26 protein-coding genes are annotated in these 18361 nt (G+C 56.1%); 3 read left to right on the forward strand and 23 right to left on the reverse strand.

All coding sequences use genetic code 11. The annotated features are described in order from the left end of the window. Positions 1–103 precede the first annotated feature (103 nt). From PXH66_RS08220 to PXH66_RS08245, 6 genes are all read right to left on the reverse strand, one after another. The gene (locus PXH66_RS08220; RefSeq protein ID WP_330932317.1) at positions 104–403 is read right to left on the reverse strand and encodes a hypothetical protein; all 300 of its coding nucleotides are present in this window, start codon (positions 401–403) and stop codon (positions 104–106) included. A gap of 70 nt (positions 404–473) precedes the next feature. Continuing rightward, the gene (locus PXH66_RS08225) at positions 474–776 is read right to left on the reverse strand and encodes a hypothetical protein (RefSeq protein ID WP_330932318.1); all 303 of its coding nucleotides are present in this window, start codon (positions 774–776) and stop codon (positions 474–476) included. Then, positions 734–1579, reverse strand: a complete 846-nt coding sequence (locus PXH66_RS08230) for a rolling circle replication-associated protein (RefSeq protein WP_330932319.1) — start codon at positions 1577–1579, stop codon at positions 734–736. Before PXH66_RS08230 ends, PXH66_RS08225 begins: the two co-directional genes overlap by 43 nt. 174 nt (positions 1580–1753) lie before the next feature. After that, complete coding sequence (locus PXH66_RS08235; protein WP_330929587.1) at positions 1754–2080, reverse strand: hypothetical protein; 327 nt, start codon at positions 2078–2080, stop codon at positions 1754–1756. Positions 2081–2476: 396 nt separating this feature from the next. Further along, on the reverse strand, positions 2477–2836 hold the full coding sequence (locus tag PXH66_RS08240) for a hypothetical protein (RefSeq protein ID WP_330929588.1): 360 nt from the start codon (positions 2834–2836) through the stop codon (positions 2477–2479). Continuing rightward, positions 2829–3107: a hypothetical protein gene (locus PXH66_RS08245; RefSeq protein ID WP_330929589.1), complete on the reverse strand. Its 279-nt coding sequence runs from the start codon at positions 3105–3107 to the stop codon at positions 2829–2831. Before PXH66_RS08245 ends, PXH66_RS08240 begins: the two co-directional genes overlap by 8 nt. 152 nt (positions 3108–3259) lie before the next feature. Here PXH66_RS08245 and PXH66_RS08250 point away from each other — a divergent pair, with 152 nt between their 5' ends. After that, a complete protein-coding gene (locus PXH66_RS08250) occupies positions 3260–3493 on the forward strand; it encodes a hypothetical protein (RefSeq protein ID WP_330929590.1) in 234 nt (77 codons plus the stop codon). Between the two features lie 236 nt (positions 3494–3729). Further along, positions 3730–4473, forward strand: a complete 744-nt coding sequence (locus PXH66_RS08255; protein WP_330929591.1) for a hypothetical protein — start codon at positions 3730–3732, stop codon at positions 4471–4473. A gap of 73 nt (positions 4474–4546) precedes the next feature. On the opposite strand, the gene PXH66_RS08260 is transcribed toward PXH66_RS08255, so the two are convergent. The 12 genes from PXH66_RS08260 to PXH66_RS08315 all read right to left on the reverse strand — a co-directional run bounded on the left by PXH66_RS08260 (position 4547) and on the right by PXH66_RS08315 (position 11594). Next, on the reverse strand, positions 4547–5155 hold the full coding sequence (locus PXH66_RS08260; protein ID WP_330929592.1) for a hypothetical protein: 609 nt from the start codon (positions 5153–5155) through the stop codon (positions 4547–4549). Positions 5156–5499: 344 nt separating this feature from the next. Further along, positions 5500–5643: a hypothetical protein gene (locus PXH66_RS08265; protein ID WP_330929594.1), complete on the reverse strand. Its 144-nt coding sequence runs from the start codon at positions 5641–5643 to the stop codon at positions 5500–5502. A gap of 4 nt (positions 5644–5647) precedes the next feature. Further along, entirely contained in the window at positions 5648–5830 is a 183-nt protein-coding gene (locus tag PXH66_RS08270) for a hypothetical protein (RefSeq protein ID WP_330929595.1), read from the reverse strand. After that, positions 5827–6243: a hypothetical protein gene (locus tag PXH66_RS08275; RefSeq protein ID WP_330929596.1), complete on the reverse strand. Its 417-nt coding sequence runs from the start codon at positions 6241–6243 to the stop codon at positions 5827–5829. Before PXH66_RS08275 ends, PXH66_RS08270 begins: the two co-directional genes overlap by 4 nt. A gap of 19 nt (positions 6244–6262) precedes the next feature. Further along, complete coding sequence (locus tag PXH66_RS08280) at positions 6263–7414, reverse strand: hypothetical protein (protein ID WP_330929597.1); 1152 nt, start codon at positions 7412–7414, stop codon at positions 6263–6265. A 7-nt stretch (positions 7415–7421) separates the two neighbouring features. Beyond that, entirely contained in the window at positions 7422–7781 is a 360-nt protein-coding gene (locus PXH66_RS08285; RefSeq protein WP_330929598.1) for a hypothetical protein, read from the reverse strand. 71 nt (positions 7782–7852) lie between these two features. Then, positions 7853–8413, reverse strand: a complete 561-nt coding sequence (locus tag PXH66_RS08290; RefSeq protein ID WP_330929599.1) for a hypothetical protein — start codon at positions 8411–8413, stop codon at positions 7853–7855. Then, positions 8414–9769 carry a hypothetical protein gene (locus tag PXH66_RS08295; protein WP_330929600.1) on the reverse strand — a complete coding sequence of 452 codons (1356 nt, stop codon included), beginning with the start codon at positions 9767–9769 and terminating at the stop codon, positions 8414–8416. Beyond that, positions 9762–10010 (reverse strand): hypothetical protein, encoded by a 249-nt coding sequence (locus PXH66_RS08300; RefSeq protein ID WP_330929601.1) that lies wholly within the window; start codon positions 10008–10010, stop codon positions 9762–9764. Before PXH66_RS08300 ends, PXH66_RS08295 begins: the two co-directional genes overlap by 8 nt. Before the next feature lie 170 nt (positions 10011–10180). Continuing rightward, on the reverse strand, positions 10181–10468 hold the full coding sequence (locus PXH66_RS08305) for a hypothetical protein (protein ID WP_330929602.1): 288 nt from the start codon (positions 10466–10468) through the stop codon (positions 10181–10183). Between the two features lie 7 nt (positions 10469–10475). Continuing rightward, entirely contained in the window at positions 10476–10760 is a 285-nt protein-coding gene (locus tag PXH66_RS08310; protein WP_330929603.1) for a hypothetical protein, read from the reverse strand. 24 nt (positions 10761–10784) lie between these two features. Continuing rightward, positions 10785–11594 carry a major capsid protein P2 gene (locus PXH66_RS08315; RefSeq protein WP_330929604.1) on the reverse strand — a complete coding sequence of 270 codons (810 nt, stop codon included), beginning with the start codon at positions 11592–11594 and terminating at the stop codon, positions 10785–10787. Between the two features lie 1789 nt (positions 11595–13383). Between PXH66_RS08315 and PXH66_RS08320 the strand changes: the two genes are divergently transcribed. Beyond that, positions 13384–14187 carry a hypothetical protein gene (locus PXH66_RS08320; RefSeq protein WP_330929605.1) on the forward strand — a complete coding sequence of 268 codons (804 nt, stop codon included), beginning with the start codon at positions 13384–13386 and terminating at the stop codon, positions 14185–14187. Between the two features lie 42 nt (positions 14188–14229). On the opposite strand, the gene PXH66_RS08325 is transcribed toward PXH66_RS08320, so the two are convergent. The 5 genes from PXH66_RS08325 to PXH66_RS08345 form a co-directional block, all read right to left on the reverse strand. Further along, a complete protein-coding gene (locus PXH66_RS08325) occupies positions 14230–14751 on the reverse strand; it encodes a hypothetical protein (protein WP_330929606.1) in 522 nt (173 codons plus the stop codon). Continuing rightward, positions 14748–14987, reverse strand: coding sequence for a hypothetical protein (locus PXH66_RS08330; protein ID WP_330929607.1), 240 nt, complete (start codon positions 14985–14987; stop codon positions 14748–14750). The genes PXH66_RS08325 and PXH66_RS08330 overlap by 4 nt, the downstream gene beginning before the upstream one ends. Before the next feature lie 6 nt (positions 14988–14993). Then, positions 14994–15794, reverse strand: coding sequence for a hypothetical protein (locus PXH66_RS08335; RefSeq protein WP_330929608.1), 801 nt, complete (start codon positions 15792–15794; stop codon positions 14994–14996). A gap of 4 nt (positions 15795–15798) precedes the next feature. Next, positions 15799–16197, reverse strand: a complete 399-nt coding sequence (locus tag PXH66_RS08340; protein ID WP_330929609.1) for a hypothetical protein — start codon at positions 16195–16197, stop codon at positions 15799–15801. Positions 16198–16277: 80 nt separating this feature from the next. Beyond that, the gene (locus PXH66_RS08345) at positions 16278–17723 is read right to left on the reverse strand and encodes a rep family protein (protein WP_330929610.1); all 1446 of its coding nucleotides are present in this window, start codon (positions 17721–17723) and stop codon (positions 16278–16280) included. Between the last annotated feature and the right edge of the window lie 638 nt (positions 17724–18361).

The raw sequence follows: 18361 nt of genomic DNA on the forward strand, positions 1-18361 counted from the left end.
CGAGCACGGCACCGACGAGAGGAACTAGATCTGCCATGAGTTTTGTTGTTTTTGTTGGGTTATCCGGCTTTGCCGGTTCTTCGGTCAGGGTGACGCGAAAAGTTTAGACGGTGGCTGGCTCGGGCGTTTTGCCGTGCGTTCCGTTGGCTTGGTTCAGGGTGAGAAGCTCCAATTGGTCGGAGGGCTTCGTCCGCTCGAGGAGGTAGTCCAATTCCGCGGTGTAACAGGTCACTTCATGCTCGAGGGCTTTGATTCGGTCCTGTTGGCATTGGACGTAGAGTTTCACTTGCGTGCAGGTCGCAGGAGGGAGCAGCGCCTTTACTTCGGCGTCTGCGATTTGATCCGCCAGTTCAGTGAGCTTCCTCCGGAGTCTCGCCTCCAGGGCTTTTTCTCGGGATGTCATCGGAGTCAGTTAAATTATCTTTCAACAAGGGTAAGCGGCGCGGGGCGCTTCGCGCTCCCGCGCCGCTTGCTCACTTCGATGAACCGACCATTTCAGACCGTTTGAGCTTCACTTGAACTTTGAGCAGTCCGTCCGCGGAGTAGTGAGGCACCACGGGGGCGATCACTTCGTCGTTATCCTGGAGCAGGATGGGGGATTGCCCCGGTTCCAGGCTTTGTTCGACCTTAACGAACTGTTTTCCGGCAAGGACTTGCCCCTCGACGATTTGAATGGTTCGTCCGGTTTTGGTTTGGAAGGAACGGAGTTCGAAGTCTCCGACCGCTCTGCCGATCACGTATACCCCTGGAGGCAGGGAGGAAGTTGCGTTAGCCATGTTGTTGTTATTTTTTGGGTTTTGATTTCACAGTCCGCTTGCGTAATGCCTAAGCGGATACGGAGTTCAGCGAACGCCGCCAAAAGGTCGCCCCACCGTGAGGTTTGCATCACGAGAAGTTTGTGCCTTTGGGAGCCGTCCGAAGAGGTTGATCGGGCAACGACACACCGAGTCCATCGGACGATTCTCTCCCCGATTGTATCCATTTCGTGGGCACAGTCGTTTTTTGTTTCGTCGATATCATCGAGCTGCCGGGGGGACGGCGTGTCCTCTGGTGGCGCATCGTTGCCCGAAAAGAATCCCATGGACGTTTGAAATAGGCGGACCTTCGTCATGGAGGTGAGCCAGTCGGGTAAGTCCCCGGCTTGCTTGCACATATATTTAAAGAGGTAGGTCCATTCCTTGCGACGGACCCGGCGAATGTCGGTACGGCCGAGGCCCCAGGCTTTGGTGACTTCTTCGCCGGGGATATGCCCGCCGTAGTCGAACCAGAAGTGCCAGTGAGCGTAAACGAGGCCGTTGTTGTCCGGTTGATGGAGTTCCATTTTCCAGAACCAACGGCGGATCTTATAGCGCTTTCTGAGCCGAGCTATGAAACGACGAAGGCGAGCCTTCCCCATTTCATACGCTTCCGGTGGTTCCAGCAGTCGCCAAGTCCCTCCTTCGTCAGGACACAGCTCCCGATTGACTGTGAGGGTAATAAACCGACCTCCGTCGAGGTCGGGCATGCCGCGTTTCTTCATTTGCCGACATTTCGCGGCCGCGTTGCGCTCCGTCCAAAAGTTCGGAGTCGTGTAGGGCATGAGTTCTACCACAGCGAACCCCCATTCGTTTTGTCGTGGCGGATGACGCGGAGCTGACCGCAGCGCATGCATTGGCACGTCGTTTGACGAATATCCGCATCGAGGAAGTCCCATTCGTGGCCGTTCCACATGCACAGGCACCAGAGCCGGAATTTACGCAGGACCTTCATGACGCTATGCCTTTTCGCCTTCGGCGACCCCTACGCGGGGGGCGCCCCCCGCCAAAACCACCGTATTGATCCTAGGTAGCTCCGTGATCGGTCCGCCCAGGTGCGGTTTTGCGTTGATTCGGCCGTGCCGGATATTGTCCCGCCGACGCCATTCTAGCGCCGTCCCGTGGAGAACGCGGGCCGATCGGGATGCGAGGTGCAGTCCGTTGACGGTCGCGGCGAATTCGCCGCGTTCGGTCGCGTCAGCCAGCGCACGGAGCGTTTCCGCCAGTTTGTGCGCTTTCTGTGCGACGTCGGGACACTTCAAAGCTTCGGCTTCGTAGCTAGACATCTGAAACCCCCGGCAAGTTTGAGTATACGGGTTTGCGTTTAGCGTTCGTGCGCCGTTTTTGGGTGCGATGAATTATCGCCGATTTACCGGGATAAGTGCCGCCGGGCCGGCGGATTTGGACGTATACCGTAACATGTTGGTATTCAGGGTGTCTGTAAAACATAACGCACAATAAACAGAAAGCGCGAATGTCACCGGGGGGTAGCAGGTGGCCGCATTTCTACTCCACCGACTTTTCGAGCGGCGGCTAGCGCTTCGAAAATTCGGTTCGGCGGAACGTCCGCCAGTGCTTTCAAATACACGGAGGCCAGTGCCTCCCCGGTATGGAACCCCAGCGCGAGCGCTTGAGATTCGATCAATTGTTTCGTGCCGTCGCGCGTGACGACCTTCATTGATTCACTTCTCGGCATGGGAAGCCTCTCGGGTTCGAAGGTTCAGATATGCGCACAGAAAACGAAGCGCGTGGGGACTTTTCCAATACGTCGGCGGCGGTTGCGCTTGATAGGCCCGGAGCCATCGACGCAGCCCAAAGAAACCAATAAAGACGTTGAGAGCATCTACGCTCGATTCCTCCAAAAACTCCCCCTTGATCTTTATGGAAAGGACTTCCCCCCGGAACCGCTCAACACGCGATAGAACTTCAAAAAATCGGTCTGAGCGGGAACACACTTCACGCCCTCGAATCGTCGTCACCACTTCGACCGGAGAGGCCAGCGTCAAAGGGGATTCAAGTCCGACGAGCGGAGAGTTATTCATTTTCCGGGGGGAGAGGGACAACAGAAGCAAGTGCGTCGGCCGCCTCTTCGAAGCTATGCACGCCGCTAGCGAGGTAAGTGAATTTCACGCAGTTCGCGCAGGTGGCGATCAGATCGAACTGACCCGTCACAGCGCATGGACGCACTTCGATTGCGGTGATCGTTTTGGCTTTCACGGGATAGCGCTCAAAAAAAGCCCGCGCCAAGTGTTCGCTGGAGAAGTCGGGGCAGGCGACGGAGCGCCAAGAGGATTGGTCGCTGTTAGTTTTCATCGGTGGCTTGGGGATGCGGCGCGCCCCGGGAGTCAGACCAAGCCAGGAGGTCAACTCACCGGAGCGGCCGGTTGACTCCTAGGAGTCTTAGGAATCCTAACTTTTCAAACCTTTTTTGTCATTTCCGGTGGTGAGATTCGTCACACTGCCCCGTGGGCAAAGCTAAAGACGCTGAAACATTGGGGGTGCATACCCGTAAAGAAATCGTTGCTGAGATCATCCGGCGCGGTGACGCATTGGGCCAAAAGAAAGGCACTTACGCGGCCGCAATCTTTGAATGGTGGTGGGAACAGGGATGCCCACCCGTGACGAAACCGGACGAACTTATGGAGGCATCGAAGCCACCGAAAAAAAACGGGCCGGTTAAGAAAATCGCAGCGATTTAGCCTTTCCGAGCGGTCGAGTGATCAGCCCAAAATTCTAAAACCGCTTCGGTTATCTAAATCTTTCATTTCCCCGAAATTTAATACCGAGATTGGCGGAATCCCCTCACGGTTTTCTTAGCCATTTTGCGAGCGCTAAAAAACCAATTGAATCGACTTACCAATGAAACCGAGACCTCGGGAAAAGAAATGCGGTATTTGATGAAATACCGCGCCCTCAAGATTCGTTAAACCTTTCGATGAAACTCCTTCTATTCCTTATCTCCACGCTGCCCCTTTGCGCGGTTTCATATGTTGGCGATTTCGATTTCTCACCCGGTAGAACCGACGATGAAATTCGGGTCACTGGATCGGCAACGCTTACAACCCCCGGAACCTACAGCGCCGATTCAATCCGAATCACCGGGGATTTAATTATTTCTACGCCCGGAACCTACCGGATCGAAACTACGGCTGGAACCTTTCGCGTTTCGGGTTCGATTACCGGTCCCGGGGCCGGCACGACACTCGAAATCGAAGCGGACGATAATCTCACGAGTTTTACCAACGGAGTGACCATTTCGTTTTACACGCCAGAGCCCGAACCAGAGCCAGCGGACGCGCCTTTGCTCAATATCTCGACCCGCGCGGATATCGCACCGGGGAAGAATTTACAGCCGGGTTTTGTAGTCGGAGGCGATATTCCCCGGCGCGTGTTGATTCGTGCGATCGGTCCGGGATTGGCTCAATTCAATATCACGACGGCCATGCCCAACCCGCGTTTGCGTGTGTTTCAATCCGGAGAAGAGATCGCCAGCAATGACGACTGGAACGCGGCCGATGCGGCGACGATGGCAGCAGTCGGAGCGTTTGCGATCGATGCCGGAAGCGCCGATGCCGTGGCCGTGCTGACCCTCGCACCGGGTGCTTACACTGCGATTGTCGACAGCGCGACAGCAGGGCAGGGCGGCGAGATCATCCTAGAAGTCTATTTCGTGAATTGATCACGCGAAGGCACAAAAAAGCGCGCCGGGTTTTAGTCCGACGCGCTTCCTTTGTGTGGGTTGTGGGTTGTGGTTAACCCGGCGCGTTTACGTCGGGAAATCTCTTTAGTTTCCAGTGCCAGAGAATCGGCCCCACGACGGCGGCGAGGACACCGGCACCGATTAAGCCAGCGAGCAGCGGATTGCGTTGGAGAAATAGCGAGAGGCCACAACCGGCAGCAACGGCGGCACCGCCATACATGACGAAATCCCAGCCCCTCACGAGGCCGAACACCGCCAAGGCGATACCCAACCCTAGGCCGATGCGAAAAAACCACACAGCGCGCCCGTTCGCGATGTCAGAAGGCGAGGGAGGCGCGGCCGGTTTGAACGATTGCGGAGCTTCGGAAACTTCGTTTCGGCGCGTCTCGGTTAAAAGCGTCGGCTCGCTGATGATCACGCGAAGGTTTCCCGTGTCGGCATCGGTCACAATTTCCGAGCCTTTCGGGACAGGAACCGTGCGGACGGTCTCGTTGACTTCCGCACGGGCCGGAACTTCGGCGGCTCCCGACTGCTGCACGGCCGTTGACCCGGCCGTAACGCTCGCAATCGCCGGTTTCAGCGAGCGCGGGACCTTGCTGCACCCTGCGAGAACGGCGAGGGCCACAACGACGAGTAAAAGCGACTTAAAACGGATCATCATTTAAAGGGCACCGCGTGCGAATTTCGTTCTGTGTGGGGTTGAGCCTGCAAATCAGGTTGTCTTGAGCGGCGACGGCTGAACCGGGGGGCATCGTCCTAATTGCAACCTGAACACGATCACGTTTGAACGTCGCGCCAGCGGTGAACCCTGCCCAAAATTGAAAATGCCTGAGCAATGTTTTGAGCAACCGCCCAGAATGAGATTCGCCGACGTATTGAACGCGCTTCGTCGCCTTGTCTCGGATCACATAAACACCGCTCCGATTCCTCACCGGCAATAGCAGGGGATTGACCTCCCCATCAATATACGGAGGCAGGAACCTGAGCGGCTTGAGCTTCGCCATTTTAGCGGCGAGCCTTGGCGGTTTTCTTTGCCGGTGCCTTGGGCTTTTTGGCCGGCTGGCGCTTGGCAGTTTTCTTCACCGGAACGGCTGGCGATTGATCGGCCGCGGCGGCTTGAGCGAATTTGAAAGCGCGGGGACGTGGCATGGTATTATTTAGTTTTGCGGTTTTTCTGGCCCGGCAACGCGCCGAGCTTTTCAAGGAGAGCAACGACCATAAATGCCGCCGTTGCCCAACCGGCGGCGGTGGCAGCGTGGTCGCTGAGGAATTGGCCGGTGGTCGCTGCAAGCGCCGTTCCACCGATACCTAGAGAGGTTTTGATGATGTCGGTCATTTGATGATTCCGGCCTTGCGCAGCACCCATGCGCCCACGATGACAGCGAGGCCAACGGGGATAAAATAACGGGCAATTTTCGCGGTGGTCAGCACGCCTTGACCTACACCGGCCACGGCTTCCCCGGCGTCGGTGACTTGGTTGACCAATTCCCCGGTGAAGATGCTCACAGCTTCGCCTGCCGATAGACCCTCAAACGGCTTTTGATCGCCGGTCACAATGTAACGCTGGGCACTGTCCAGAGTTTGCGCGGAATAAACCCCAGGCTCCGCAAGGATTCGCGCAGAGAGGGCGCGCAGATATGGACCGCGTTGCGTGATGTCGAGCGGGCCGGACGGTGGCAAATTGAGTTCCCGGCGAGTGATGGCCACGGCATAGGCGAGGGAGGCGGCTTGTAATTCGGCGGTAGTCATGACGGGGAGGGCAGGGCGGTTAATTTACGAGGGTGCGGCCCCAAGAAACGCGGAACGTGAGCTGCAAGGTATGCGTTGAAAGCTTGGTCTCTGCGACATCGAGCAGCACGCGCCACCCGACCCGGCCCAGACCGTTGCTAATTCCAATCGATCGGATGGCCGCCGAATTCGCCTCGGAAACTCCCAGAGTCACCGATCTGTCGCGAAAAAAAGACCCGGGAACATAAGCCTCAAGACCCATGGCCTTTTCCTGAATGATACCCGTCAAGGATTGATCGTTTAGGCTCGAAACCCGCAACGCCGTCGTCGCGGTCGAAATCACAACGGAATTTGCATTTGAGGCTTCCGACAACTGAAACGAAGAACCGTCAAGGCCTCCGTTTGACGCGACCTCAAGTAGGCCAAGTGTTTCAATCGTCGCGTCGCCGTCCACACTCCAACCGGCAATTGACGTAACCCACGGCGTTGGCTCGACCGGAGACATCGCAATACGAAGTTCCATTTCGACTTCCAACTGTTGCCCGGCAATCAGCGATACACCGGCCCCCCCAAACAGATCGCGACCGAACGCATTATTCCCTACACTTGAAGTGTGAGACCAAATAATTTCACGATAAGCGATCGGCGCAGCCTCGGGCGAAAAAAGATAGGTGCGAGTCATGATAACTTCACCAGTCCCCGCGCTCCACACCGTGCCGTTTGCACCTCCAGCAGAGGAATAATTGCTCGTGCGCTTCACCTCCGAAGTCAGCCCGATTTGGTTCACATACCACACCGTCCCCTCAGCAGCGGCGACGACGCCAGAATCTGCAACCGTCACCTCCGTCGCCGAAGTAAAAGCGGTAATATATGATTCTTCCCCGCTATCCCATTTCAACAAACGGCCCACGTCTTGCGCCTCAAAAAAACCAGCGGAGGCGGTAACGGTAGTTGCCGCGCGGCTAAACGTCACGGCCCCGGAATCGCGCTTTGTCGGAGTCGTCCCTGTCCCGATCGCGGCATTTGAAAACGAATGGGCCCAAGTGCGAACGGCAATGCCATCGAGCCCTTGATCCAAGATGAGATTGCGCCGCCATGCCGATGCACGACGAACGATCTCGCCCGCCTCATTGCGAACGCGGAACCGATAGCGGACGACGGCGGATTGATGGGGAATTGAAATCTTTTTCATATGAAAATCACGCGAGGGAATAGAATCCTGAAACCAGATCGACAGAGCACGCCGCCGACTCGCTCAACGCCCCGCCGTCAACAATGACCAAGTCATAGCTTCCGGCCTGCAAAGTGACGGACTGCGCGACCGGTTCCGAAAATTCACCGCCGTCAACGACGACAACGTCATAGCTTCCAAACTGCAAAGTGACGGACTGCGCGACCGGTTCCGAAAATTCACCGCCGTCAACGACGACAATGTCATAGCTTCCAGCCTGCAAAGTGACGGACTGCGCGACCGGTTCCGAAAACTCACCGCCGTCAATGACGACAGCGTCATAGCTTCCAGCCTGCAATGTGACGGACTGCGCGACCGACGAGCGCACAAATTGAGGGCCCGACAGTCGCCGCTTCCAAACCAACGGGATCGGGCGACATTGGATTTGCCCCGTCCTCATCAGGAATCCAGCCAGTAAATTTCCGAGACGTAGCAGGCGACCGCCGACCCGGTGGGGTTGTAGATTTCAATCACCTCACTCACCGGCAGCTGAACCTTTTCGCCAAACGCCACCGTCCCGCCGACGACACCATCGACGCGCCACTGCAACGAAACGGCAGGGTCCTGATTATCGATGATGATGAGTTTCCGGCGGCGGCGGGTTCCGACCGACAAATCAGGGGCGAAAGTAACGCCGGAGGTGGCGGGAATTTCGGTATCGTCCCACGGAACCAGCTCGGTCTTTGGCTCCGTCATCGCCTTGCGGTTGTCGTTGAAATGATCGTAACCGACCCAGACTTCAACGAACTGATCAAACGCGGCGGTGTTGGTCAGTTCGATGAACGCAAATTCCTGCCCGGGACCGACGCCCGTTCCCGTGCCCGGATGGAAGTCGGAGCGCGGCATGTCGCCCATCTTAACGCCAATCAAAGACGCGGCGGAAATGATGTCGACGTAACGTCCGGCGACACGAAGCGGCAGCGTTTGACCGGCCGCAATTTTTGGGCGTAGAACACTCATTTATTTTCCTTTCGCCAGACTGCGCAAACCGATGACGAGAGAAACCGCCGTTGCTGCAATCGCGGCATACTTTCCGAGCGTCTGGATGACGTCGGAATCCGGGTCGCGGAGATTCTTTTCAAGCCGGTCGATGGCCTGCGACGTGATGCCGCCAGCTTGACGAGCGGCATCTTCTGCAAAGGCCAGCGTTTGCGCTTGAGCGGTCGACGTGGCGGAAAATACGCGGTCAATTACGTCCTTGCTCTGCTCACTCGATTCACGAGCGATTTCTTGAACGGCATCAATGGAATCGGACCCGAATTCAAACGATTCGCTCAACGCATCCCGGCCGAAATTGGAAACCTCGACGAGCGCGGCATTCCCGGAATCAGCGACGAGCTGAGCGGCATCGACGGCGGCACCGGTGCCAGCGCGTGCGAGGTCGAACGCCTCGCGGGTGTTTTCGTTGCTGGCCTCAAATACATCACGCCCAAAGTCGAACGATTCAGCGAGCGCGCCGGAGGTTGCCCGCTCGATCCGTTCGCCGGAACGGTCGGAGAGTTCGAGCGCTGCAAGGGAGGTTTCCCGCGTGGTTTCGAGCGCATCGCGGGTAACGTCTTCGACGAGGTCGTTTGCCTGCGATCCGGCCACAACGACCGCCTGAAATGAATCCTTGCCGAATTCGAGCGCGTCGCGCCCGAAGTCGAGGCTTTCGCGCGTCGACTCTTGCACCGTCTCGAATGCATCGCGAGACACGTCCCCGGCAAAGCTCGTCGCGGCTTCGCTCGCACCGGCAACGCGGTCGATTGCAGCACGGCCGAAATCGAGGCTTTCCCGGGTGGTTTCCTGCGACGTTTCGAGCGCATCGCGGGTAACGTCACCAATGAGACGGTTTGCGCCCTCTTGGGCACGCTGGACGGTCTCGAAAGCGTCGCGAGACGTGTCCCCGGCAAAATTGAATGCATCCTCCTGACCGCGTTGCACGGTCTCGAAAGCATCGCGGGAGGCATCACCCGCAAAGCCGAGTGCATCCTCGGTGCCGCGCTGAACCGTCTCGAACGAATCGCGGGAGACATCCCCGGCAAAATTGGTCGCGGTCTCCTGTGACTCTTGCGCGCTTCTTAACGCCTGGTCGGTCACAAACTCGTTTGATTCGAGGGCACGCGCGCCCGCTTCCTGCGAAGCACGCAAAGCCTGATCGGCGACGAATTCGTTTGATTCGAGGGCATCGGCCGCAAAGTCGGCGTCAAAGCTCTCATTGATGAGCGTTCCGCCTTGTCCGACGACGGTTGCACCCTCGGCCGCGTTGAGAGAATTATCCGTCGCCGTCGTGTGCGTGTTCGTCGCTGAGTTGGTTTTCTTTGACCCCTTAGACATCGCTCAAATCCTTTCGCATGACGACCTCGGCAAGCCGGTATCCGTAGCGCTTCGACATCACCCGAGCCAACGCGGGGCGGATCGTATGAAACCGAATCGAGACGCACGATTCAGCGGCGGCGAGATCGTCGATGCGTTCGACGATTTCCGGCAAAATCGAGCCGTCTGAATCGCGCTTGGCGTAGACGGCGACAATCACTAGCTCGCGCGCCGCTTCGACGTCAACGCGAGTGATCATCATTCCGACCCGTTCCCGGGACGCATTAAAAACGTGGAAGCACTGAGCCCCGCCAGACTCGACCACACGGCGAAGGCAGTCGGCATGCTCGGCCGGGGAATCCATCGGGATTTCCCGCTCAAATTCCGAGCAAGCCGAATCCCACGGAGCCAGCTCGATGCGGAGCTTCGGCGCTACGGGCGGCGGACGCGGCGACGGCGGGAGGGCTTGCGCTTGGACGGCCATAAAAACAGAGCGAGGACGACGAGAACGGAGAGGGCGAGGGATGCGACGAGAGCCGGGTTTAACGTGGCGAGAGCGGCGGTTGAGGGCGTGCCCCCGGAGCCAACTCCGAGGTTTTTATTGCCGAAATTAACCGTGACGGGAGCGCCCGACGTGGCGGCTTGAGTGGTGGGGCCGGAGTCCCCGGAGAGTCCACCACTCAAACCGGCCAGAATCGAACCTACGAGCGGGAGAGGCACGATGGAATCAGGGGCGGCGGCCGCGCAAGAGGACCGCGCCCAGAATCACAACCAGAACGGCCGGAATCCACGGCGGAATTGCTCCCAACGCGGCGGTGATTTTCTCGCCGGTGGTGAGTTGTCCCGCCTCCGCCAGTGCTCGCGCGGCGTCCGCATCGGCCTTGGCCTTTTCGGCTTCGGCCTGAGCGGTGGCCGCTTGCGCGGCGGCGGTGGCGGCGCGTGCTTGGTAGCGCGCGGAGCCAATCGCCGAGGCCGCGTTAAGCGTATCAGTGAGGAGTTGACCAAAGGTCATAACTTTCGGGCGGTTCCCCGGCGGTTAGGCTCCAAATCCCGGCGAAACCGAGGTCTGCAACACCGTGATCGATTGCGCAGCGGCCGAGTCAATACGCACGTTGAGCGTCTGATTCACTTCAAGGAAATCGCCGATTTGTTCGGTGAAGTTGAAGCAAAGCGGATACTCAAACGCGGTGGCATCGAGGCCGTAATCGGCGAGGACGCGCGCGTTTTGCGTCTTGGTGACTTCCCAGACGCGTTCCGAATCGGCGATAACGTCGACGCTGTTGATCGTCTGCGGGCCATCCATGAGGAAACGCAGGATCGGGAAACGCTTGTTGGCGGTGTCCCAATCGTAAAGACCGGACGGGGCATTGATCGTGCTTTCCGACTTGCGGATGATGGCCCTGATGCGCTTGCCATCGACACCGACCCGAAAACCCCGGTCAAAAGACATGATTCCCTCAATACGAGGCACAGCCCCGGCGGTTTTGAGTTGGAGCTCAACCGACATGGTGCGGGCGCCAGCGGTGTCCCACGCGGTTAGCGATTCGTCGTCTTTGTCGGCAGCGGCCGGGTCGGAGAAGTTGAGCGGGAGCTCACCGGTTCCGACCGTGATACCGTTCAATTTCGCCTCATCGAGGAGACGCTGCGCGGTGCAATCCCAAATCGCGACCTCGTCCACTTTGACGCGAACGCGGTCAACGACCGTTCCCGCCGCCGTGGCCACGCCATCGTGGAAGCAAAAAAGTTTGTGCTGGAAGTAGCGGCGACCGGTAGGGGTTGAATAAGTGGCGAGGCCACCATCTACAACACCCTCGATGCCGGTAATACGGAGTTCGTTTCTACGCATGGTATCGGGGTGGGTTAGAACCGAGGCAGCGCGCGGATAACACGGATGTTATCGAGCTTGCTCCGGAACATGAAGGCCACCAATCCGCCGCCGATGAACCAAGCAGCGCGGTAAAGCCAAGTTTTGTGAGATGCTTTCATCGCCTCCCAAAAACCGGGGAAATACCGGGACAATCAATCGAACTGAGGTAGCGTCATAGGGCCGAAGCGAGCAACGCCGAACAGCGGAAGACTAGACCGAGCAAGATGTTGCAAATTGGTCAAAAATCAGAAACTGTCAGCCGATAGATCATCGATCGACTTAACGTCTCGGAATTCCCCCAATCTTTTAGTTTATTTTACATCCTAGTCCGAATGGTCTATATCCATAATATGATTCAGGAATCTAAATGTTTTTATGTCCGATAAACTAAGATCAAAATTAGCAACTCTTGCTACGAGAATTGCAGCTAACGAGATAGATTCCACTAGGGTTTTTCTCCTCGAAATCAGAGCCCAAAGGCTTTCTCCGCCTTCCCGAGAATCGGTAAAGAAACTCCTCGCTGAGACGCTATCAATAAGTACCGATACCGTCTCAATCAGACTTGCCAGTCATGACGACAGCAATCGCATACTTGATGATATCGTAAATATATTAGACAACGAATAGTCGGTAATATGGAGGCATTAACCGACGCGCTAATCCAGCATCTCCAAGACAATGGCTTGGACGACTACATATGGAAGGGAGCACTTGTTCTTGTTTGCTGGACAGTAGTTACTGCTATACTGACAAGATGGTTTTCGACCCGAAGGATTATTTCTCAAATCCGGCGAGAAGGGATTGAAGAGAAACTCAAGAATGGAGATGTGATCGAGAGAATTGAAAAAAGTCGCACCGACTTATCGGCAAAATCCGAAAGTATCAATATGTTCCTGTCAGAGATTCGGGATGCTCTTAAAAGTGGCGATAAAAAACGCTTACATGAAGTGCGCGAAGAAACTTGCAGGACATATTCAATAGACTATCTGGACCAACTCCGTCGGTACGTAGAAGATATCAAAATATTTTGCGATCACGCTGACGCGCTTGATCGGGTAATAATCGACATTCTTCCTGCACTAGATACCATAAAGAGATTTCTAGACGTGATAAATAGTGAGAAGATTTTATCAAAACTAGACTATCCTTCGAAATACAGACTCGATCCAAATCCACAAAAGATTTTTTTCAGGAAAATCAGTAGACTGGTACCACCCTATCGAATTCCTACCAAAATCCAAATTCAGAGGATTAGTAAGTCAATGAAGAAGCATCTCAGGGATGATTAATAATATCAGTGCAATAAGTTCTGAAAATAACTACGAATTAACAAAAACCGAAGCGCCTCTTTCATGTAAAAACAATTCGACATCAATGAATCATGCATAATCCATTCGCTAGCTTCGACGAAATATACGAAATCACTCAAACGCTCATCGTGAACCACGAAGAACGCGTCTTCAAAATCGAAATACTTCAGAGCATGAAGACGTTAGATCGAAATGAATTTTCAAGCCGAGTTTACGTTGAGACAGACATAAAGGTAAATCCGACCTATTCAGATGATCACTTAAGCAAGCGCGTAAGGGCGTGGTCACGCTTGGTCGACTTCCCCTGGGTGAAGCATGACAATCCCGATGGAGCGGTTTCACAGACACTTGGATTTCTGAGCGAAAGATACAAGCAAAAGTAAAGGCTCGACAGCCAGTTTAGTCAATTGGTCTGCTGCCCTTCTTGACTGAGCCCAAATGTCATACGCAATTAAACAATGGCTCATTTTTACCGAGACCAACAAGTTAGCAACCTGAAGATAGACGGAGACGTACTCCGCCAAATAGACAGCGTGTTTCAAGCTAGAGGCGTCCTACTCAATCAGCAAGTGCTGAATGAATCAGAACAAGGAAACAAGAGTTTTCTAACATACGTCATAAGGTTCGACGAAAAAGGATACCGCCTTTTTTCAATAGGTGATCTTATCGATTATTTTCACAAAGCGGGATATGTTGAAAGAATCCTTTTTACGGTAGAAACGGGAGATAGTCTAAGATCAAACCGACAAGTTGGATCTCACCTAGAGTTGAGACTCGATAAGAAAGGCGGTAACTCCTGCTATCTGTCGGTGACCTCCGATGATTCAGATTGGGTTGATTCATCATTTTCTGCAGTTCAGGAAAATCTGCAAAAGAACCGAACAAGAAACGGTTGGGCTCGTTCCGCATGGATACAATTTCTAGTTCAGATTGTCGGCGTGACCCTGGGATTCGTTTTGAGTCTTTGGGCTGCATTTAATTTGGAATCCAAGCTAAGCATGGAATCACCATTTATTATAAGCTTTCTTTTCGTTCTTCTTATTTTCTCAAACACGTGGACCTATCTCAATAAACAAATCCTGTGTTTTATCGATAATACATTTCCTAATATTGAATTCTATAGACCCAAAAAAGATACTATTCACTGGCTTATCCAAACGGTGGTCGGAGGTGTTTTTTTAGCGATAGTCTTATACTTTTTGAGTGTTGTATTTTCCTACTTTACAGATATTTTGAGCGGATTTGTGAATAGAAATACATAGCCACGCGCTCCGCGCTAGCGTCTACGTATGCACTCTTGGACGCTAAGCAGGGAATCGGCCTCGTGTTATAATGTGGTTCGGAGCGTCGGCATGTTTTCGGCAGTGTAGAAATTCGTATTTTGGAAGCCGCGTTGATTCCAGTAAACGAGAATCCGACCATTCCCGCGCGATGGACTCCGCCGATTCGCGGGTCTGCCAGAATAGGAAAAGGGTTCCAAGTTGGTTGCGCTGTTTGGGGAGCATGTCCTGCCAAACGTGGGTCATGGCGTGGAGTTGGTGGAATTGATGCCGCAAGCTCGTGAACATGGGCGTCACTTCCTTGTCGCGCTCGAAATGGTCGCCGAAATCGTCGCAGAAGACAGCACAGGAACGGTAACGCCAGCACGCCTCCAGGAACTTGGCCTTGTCGGTAAAGACGAGTGAATGGTTTCCCCAGTTGGCGGACCGCGTGTCGAACACAATCGATCTCCGCCGTTCGCGCTGCCAGTAGGTCAACGAGAGCCGTTTTCCCACATGGGATTTTCCGAAAAGCGAGGGACCGATGATGCCGACGTGAATGCTCATTCTTTCGGTAACGACGGCGCGAGAACTCCGAGAATTATCGTCACGAGCACGACGAGCCAGAGCCAGCCGGACGGCCCGAATTTTCCGAAGAGGAACACAACTGAACCGAGCAGGGCCAACGGGTAGACAAGCGCAACGATGTGACGCAGGACGGTCAGCGCCACGGGCACCGGAGCGGACGGTTTTTCAACCGCTTCGGCCGGTTGAGCAGATGGGGAGGATTCGTTTTCAGTCATAGCGGTTTAGCTGCGAATATGGGCGTAAGGATCGGCGGGAACCGATGGAGAAGGGGAGGGCGGCGTTGCCGGTTCCTTGCGTCGTGGTGGCGTCGCAGGAACCTTTTCAACCGGCTTGGCGCGGTCGGATTTCCAGCGCTGCATCCAGCCCGAAAATTTCGCTTCGGTTTTGGGCTGGCGGCTCACTTTGAGCAGGTAGGCAACGCAGGCCACGCCGACGGCCAGAACGCCGGTGAGGTGCCAGCCCTTGGATTTGAAATACGCGGCCAGCGTGCGCTTGAAATTCGTATGGTCTCCGCCTTTCAAGCGCGCTTCGGAGGGCTCGCCCGTGGCCATGCCGGTAGCCATGTAGGCCAGACCGACCGCAACTTCGGCCGCGTCGTCGGCATCGGTCACGAGCTCGGAATCGATTGACTCAGTTGACGGTGCGGAAGGCGTGTTTTCGGCAGTCGCGGACGGCGAAGGCGACGCGGCGGCCGCGCGGTCAGCGTCGGACCATGCCGACGCGGCCGGAACCGGGTCCGCTTTCTTGTTTTTCGAGCCTTTCGGCCGTCCGCCGCGTGGCAACCAGCGGCCGGTTTTCGGGTGTTTCTTGCCGTTGTGCTTCGATTCATCGAACACGACTCCGCCGGAATCTTTTTCGACGGAATCGGCCGGCGGGGGCGTCGACGTGGTAGCAGGCTTGTCGACTTCGCCCGGTTGGGGTTTGGGAGCTTGGTCAAGGATCTCACTCGCAACCGTGATCGGGTCGAGCGTGACGACGGCCGTAGGTTCAGCCGGTGGCGTCTTTTCGGTTTCGGGATTCATTTAATTAATCGGCACAGCGCCGGGTTAAGGTTTCCGAGGGTGGAAAATTTGCGGTTTTTTCGGCCAAAACGGCCGTGGTGCTTTGTGTGACGGCACCGGATTCCGCGTGCCCTGGAGAATCACGGCCCGACATCTCCGCCGACTCTCCAGCCATGTTTTCCGGTAGCGGATTTTCGGAATCGGTAGCGATGTCGGGCGCGTGAAGCGGTTTCGCAGGCTTCGGCATCGGTGCGCGTTTCACGGCGCGGTAGCGCGGCACGAACGGCGCGAAACGATCGGTCTCGAACGCTTCGAGCGGGATCAATTCGGCAAGGTCACTGTGTCCGACGTAGCGCTCGGCCAGACCACGACGTTTCGGCAAGTGGTTTGTCCACGCGACCCGCGTCCCGACGACTTCGAGCACCTCGACGGCCTGCACGCCGACGATTTTCCGACCTATGCGACGGAACCGGAGGACGGTCGAACCACGATCAATTTGCGCGTTCATCGGCTGGGCTCCGGTTCGAAAATGGGCGGCGAGGGCGGTTTGACGCGTTCCGGGATGTCGGGAACGAATTCGAACGTCTCCGAATCACGGACAGTTGGTGTGCCCGTGTGAACACTGAGGGCGGCACCCGCCTCGAACTCCATGACGGTGTCCTCCCAGAGTCGCACAACCAGAGGGTGTTCGGTGACGGCGCGGGAATTCCAATGCGTGCCGCCGACAATCACGCGCGGTTCCTTCACGCCGGACGGTCCCAGTGAAGGCGAGAGACGGGCGAAAACGCGGCAGAAATCGGCGTTCGAGCCGAGATCCATGTCGGGAGCCGTGCCCGGCTCCGTCTGCGCCGCAATGGCGGTTTCTCGCGCCATGGTGACCGCTTCGCGGTGCTCCCAATAGGCTTCCCGGTCCGCTTCGTCCTGCGTGATGAACGCGTTTTGGTCGTAGACCTCGCGCCAGACCATGCCTTCGCCGGTGCGGCCTTCGACAGGGCGATAACGACGAAGCGTCTTCTTGGCCTCCTTTCGTTCGCGAATTTGCTTCTTCAATTGGCCCATCGGAGCCACCAAACGCAGACCGAAAACCGCTTCGTGAAGCTCGCCCAGGTTTTCGGCCGATAGTTTCAGCATGTCGCCCGGTTTCGTGACGTATTTGCAGCACTCCCGAGCGTCCCGAATCGATGCGCCTGCGTCCCAATGATGGCCCCAATAACTCCAAACCGCCTCGATCATCTTCGACCAACGACGCGGCGGAATAAACCCGCGCAGCGATTGAACAACGCAATGGGCGTGCGGGTGGAAAAGCGGTTCGCCGTTTTCGTCGTATTCTACGGAACCAGCGTCCCCGTTTTTTTGGCCCGTTTCGGATGCTTCAAGCGTGCCGAACTCGGTTGATCGAAAAACCAATTCGACCCCGTATTCGGCCCGTAGCCATGAACTCAAGCGCGATAGTCGGCGGTGCAACAACTGGACGCGCTCCCGTAGCTGATCGATTCGGCAGCGTTTACCGAGCGTGAACGTCCAGAACCGGCAAAACGGGTTTCGCTCAATATAGTATTCAAGCGCGGCGAGTTTGGGAGCGCGGACCATTGCGGCCACGAATGGAAGCAGGCAAATCCGGCGGAAATTGGGAATCGGTTCCCGTTTCTGTGAATGGACGAAATAGGCCCAGAGAAACAGGGAATCGGACCGGTAGGCCGATTTACCGACGGACTCCAGACGGCGTGCAATCTCGTGGGATTGGGCGCGAATTTCCGAGCGTGCGGCTTGTTGCTTGGCGATTTCTTCGGGACTAAATCCGATGCCGGTTTCGGCTTTGGCGTGGTCTCGATATTGCCGTTCGGCCCGTAAATGGTGGGCTTGCTCGGTTCGTCGAGCGGCGAGGGTTTCCGGATCAATCGGCGATAGATCACAAACGCCCGGGTCCGCCCAAGAGGGCGCGACCTCCATCGGAAATGGATCAATCCACCGGTTATTTTCGGAATCCCAGACCTCGGCAGACGCTTGGAAACGGCGGACAATCTCCCGGTATTTGGCACCTCTGACCGGATGGGCGCGGTCACGCTCGACTAAGCGGTCGGAACGTTCGTTCCGTTGTTGGGCAAGAAAGACCTTATCGGCCGAACAGCGGTATCCATCATTTCCCGTAGGAACCGATAAGTTCCGGCCGAATGGGTCGGCGTCGCGGAGAATTCGGCCGGAATAGCTCAAATTCCGGCCTCCAATTTGGTCCGATCAACCGAACCGGCCGGATTTACCTCGATTTTCCAACCGTGACCGGGGAGCCCGGACATGCGGAAATAACCGACCGGCAAGGGCGCGAATCCAGTGACCGCGCAGCCGTATTCCATGGACAGCAGCCGACGAATAAAAATTTCGGCCGCGCTGAATGCTTGGCGGGGCGTTCGAGTCGCGGAGACCTCGAAATTCCGCGTGATCAAAGCGCGCCCTCCGAAATGAACCGCTCAATCTCGGATTCCGGAATGAAGTAGGTCGAGAACGCGGGAAGCGTGAAGATCGCCCGAGCCGCGCATTGCCGACGAACCCAATAGGTCGACTTCTCGATATTGTGGCGCGTTTTGAGCGCT

The sequence above is a fragment of the Synoicihabitans lomoniglobus genome (assembly GCF_029023725.1).
Taxonomy (GTDB): domain Bacteria; phylum Verrucomicrobiota; class Verrucomicrobiia; order Opitutales; family Opitutaceae; genus Actomonas; species Actomonas lomonigloba.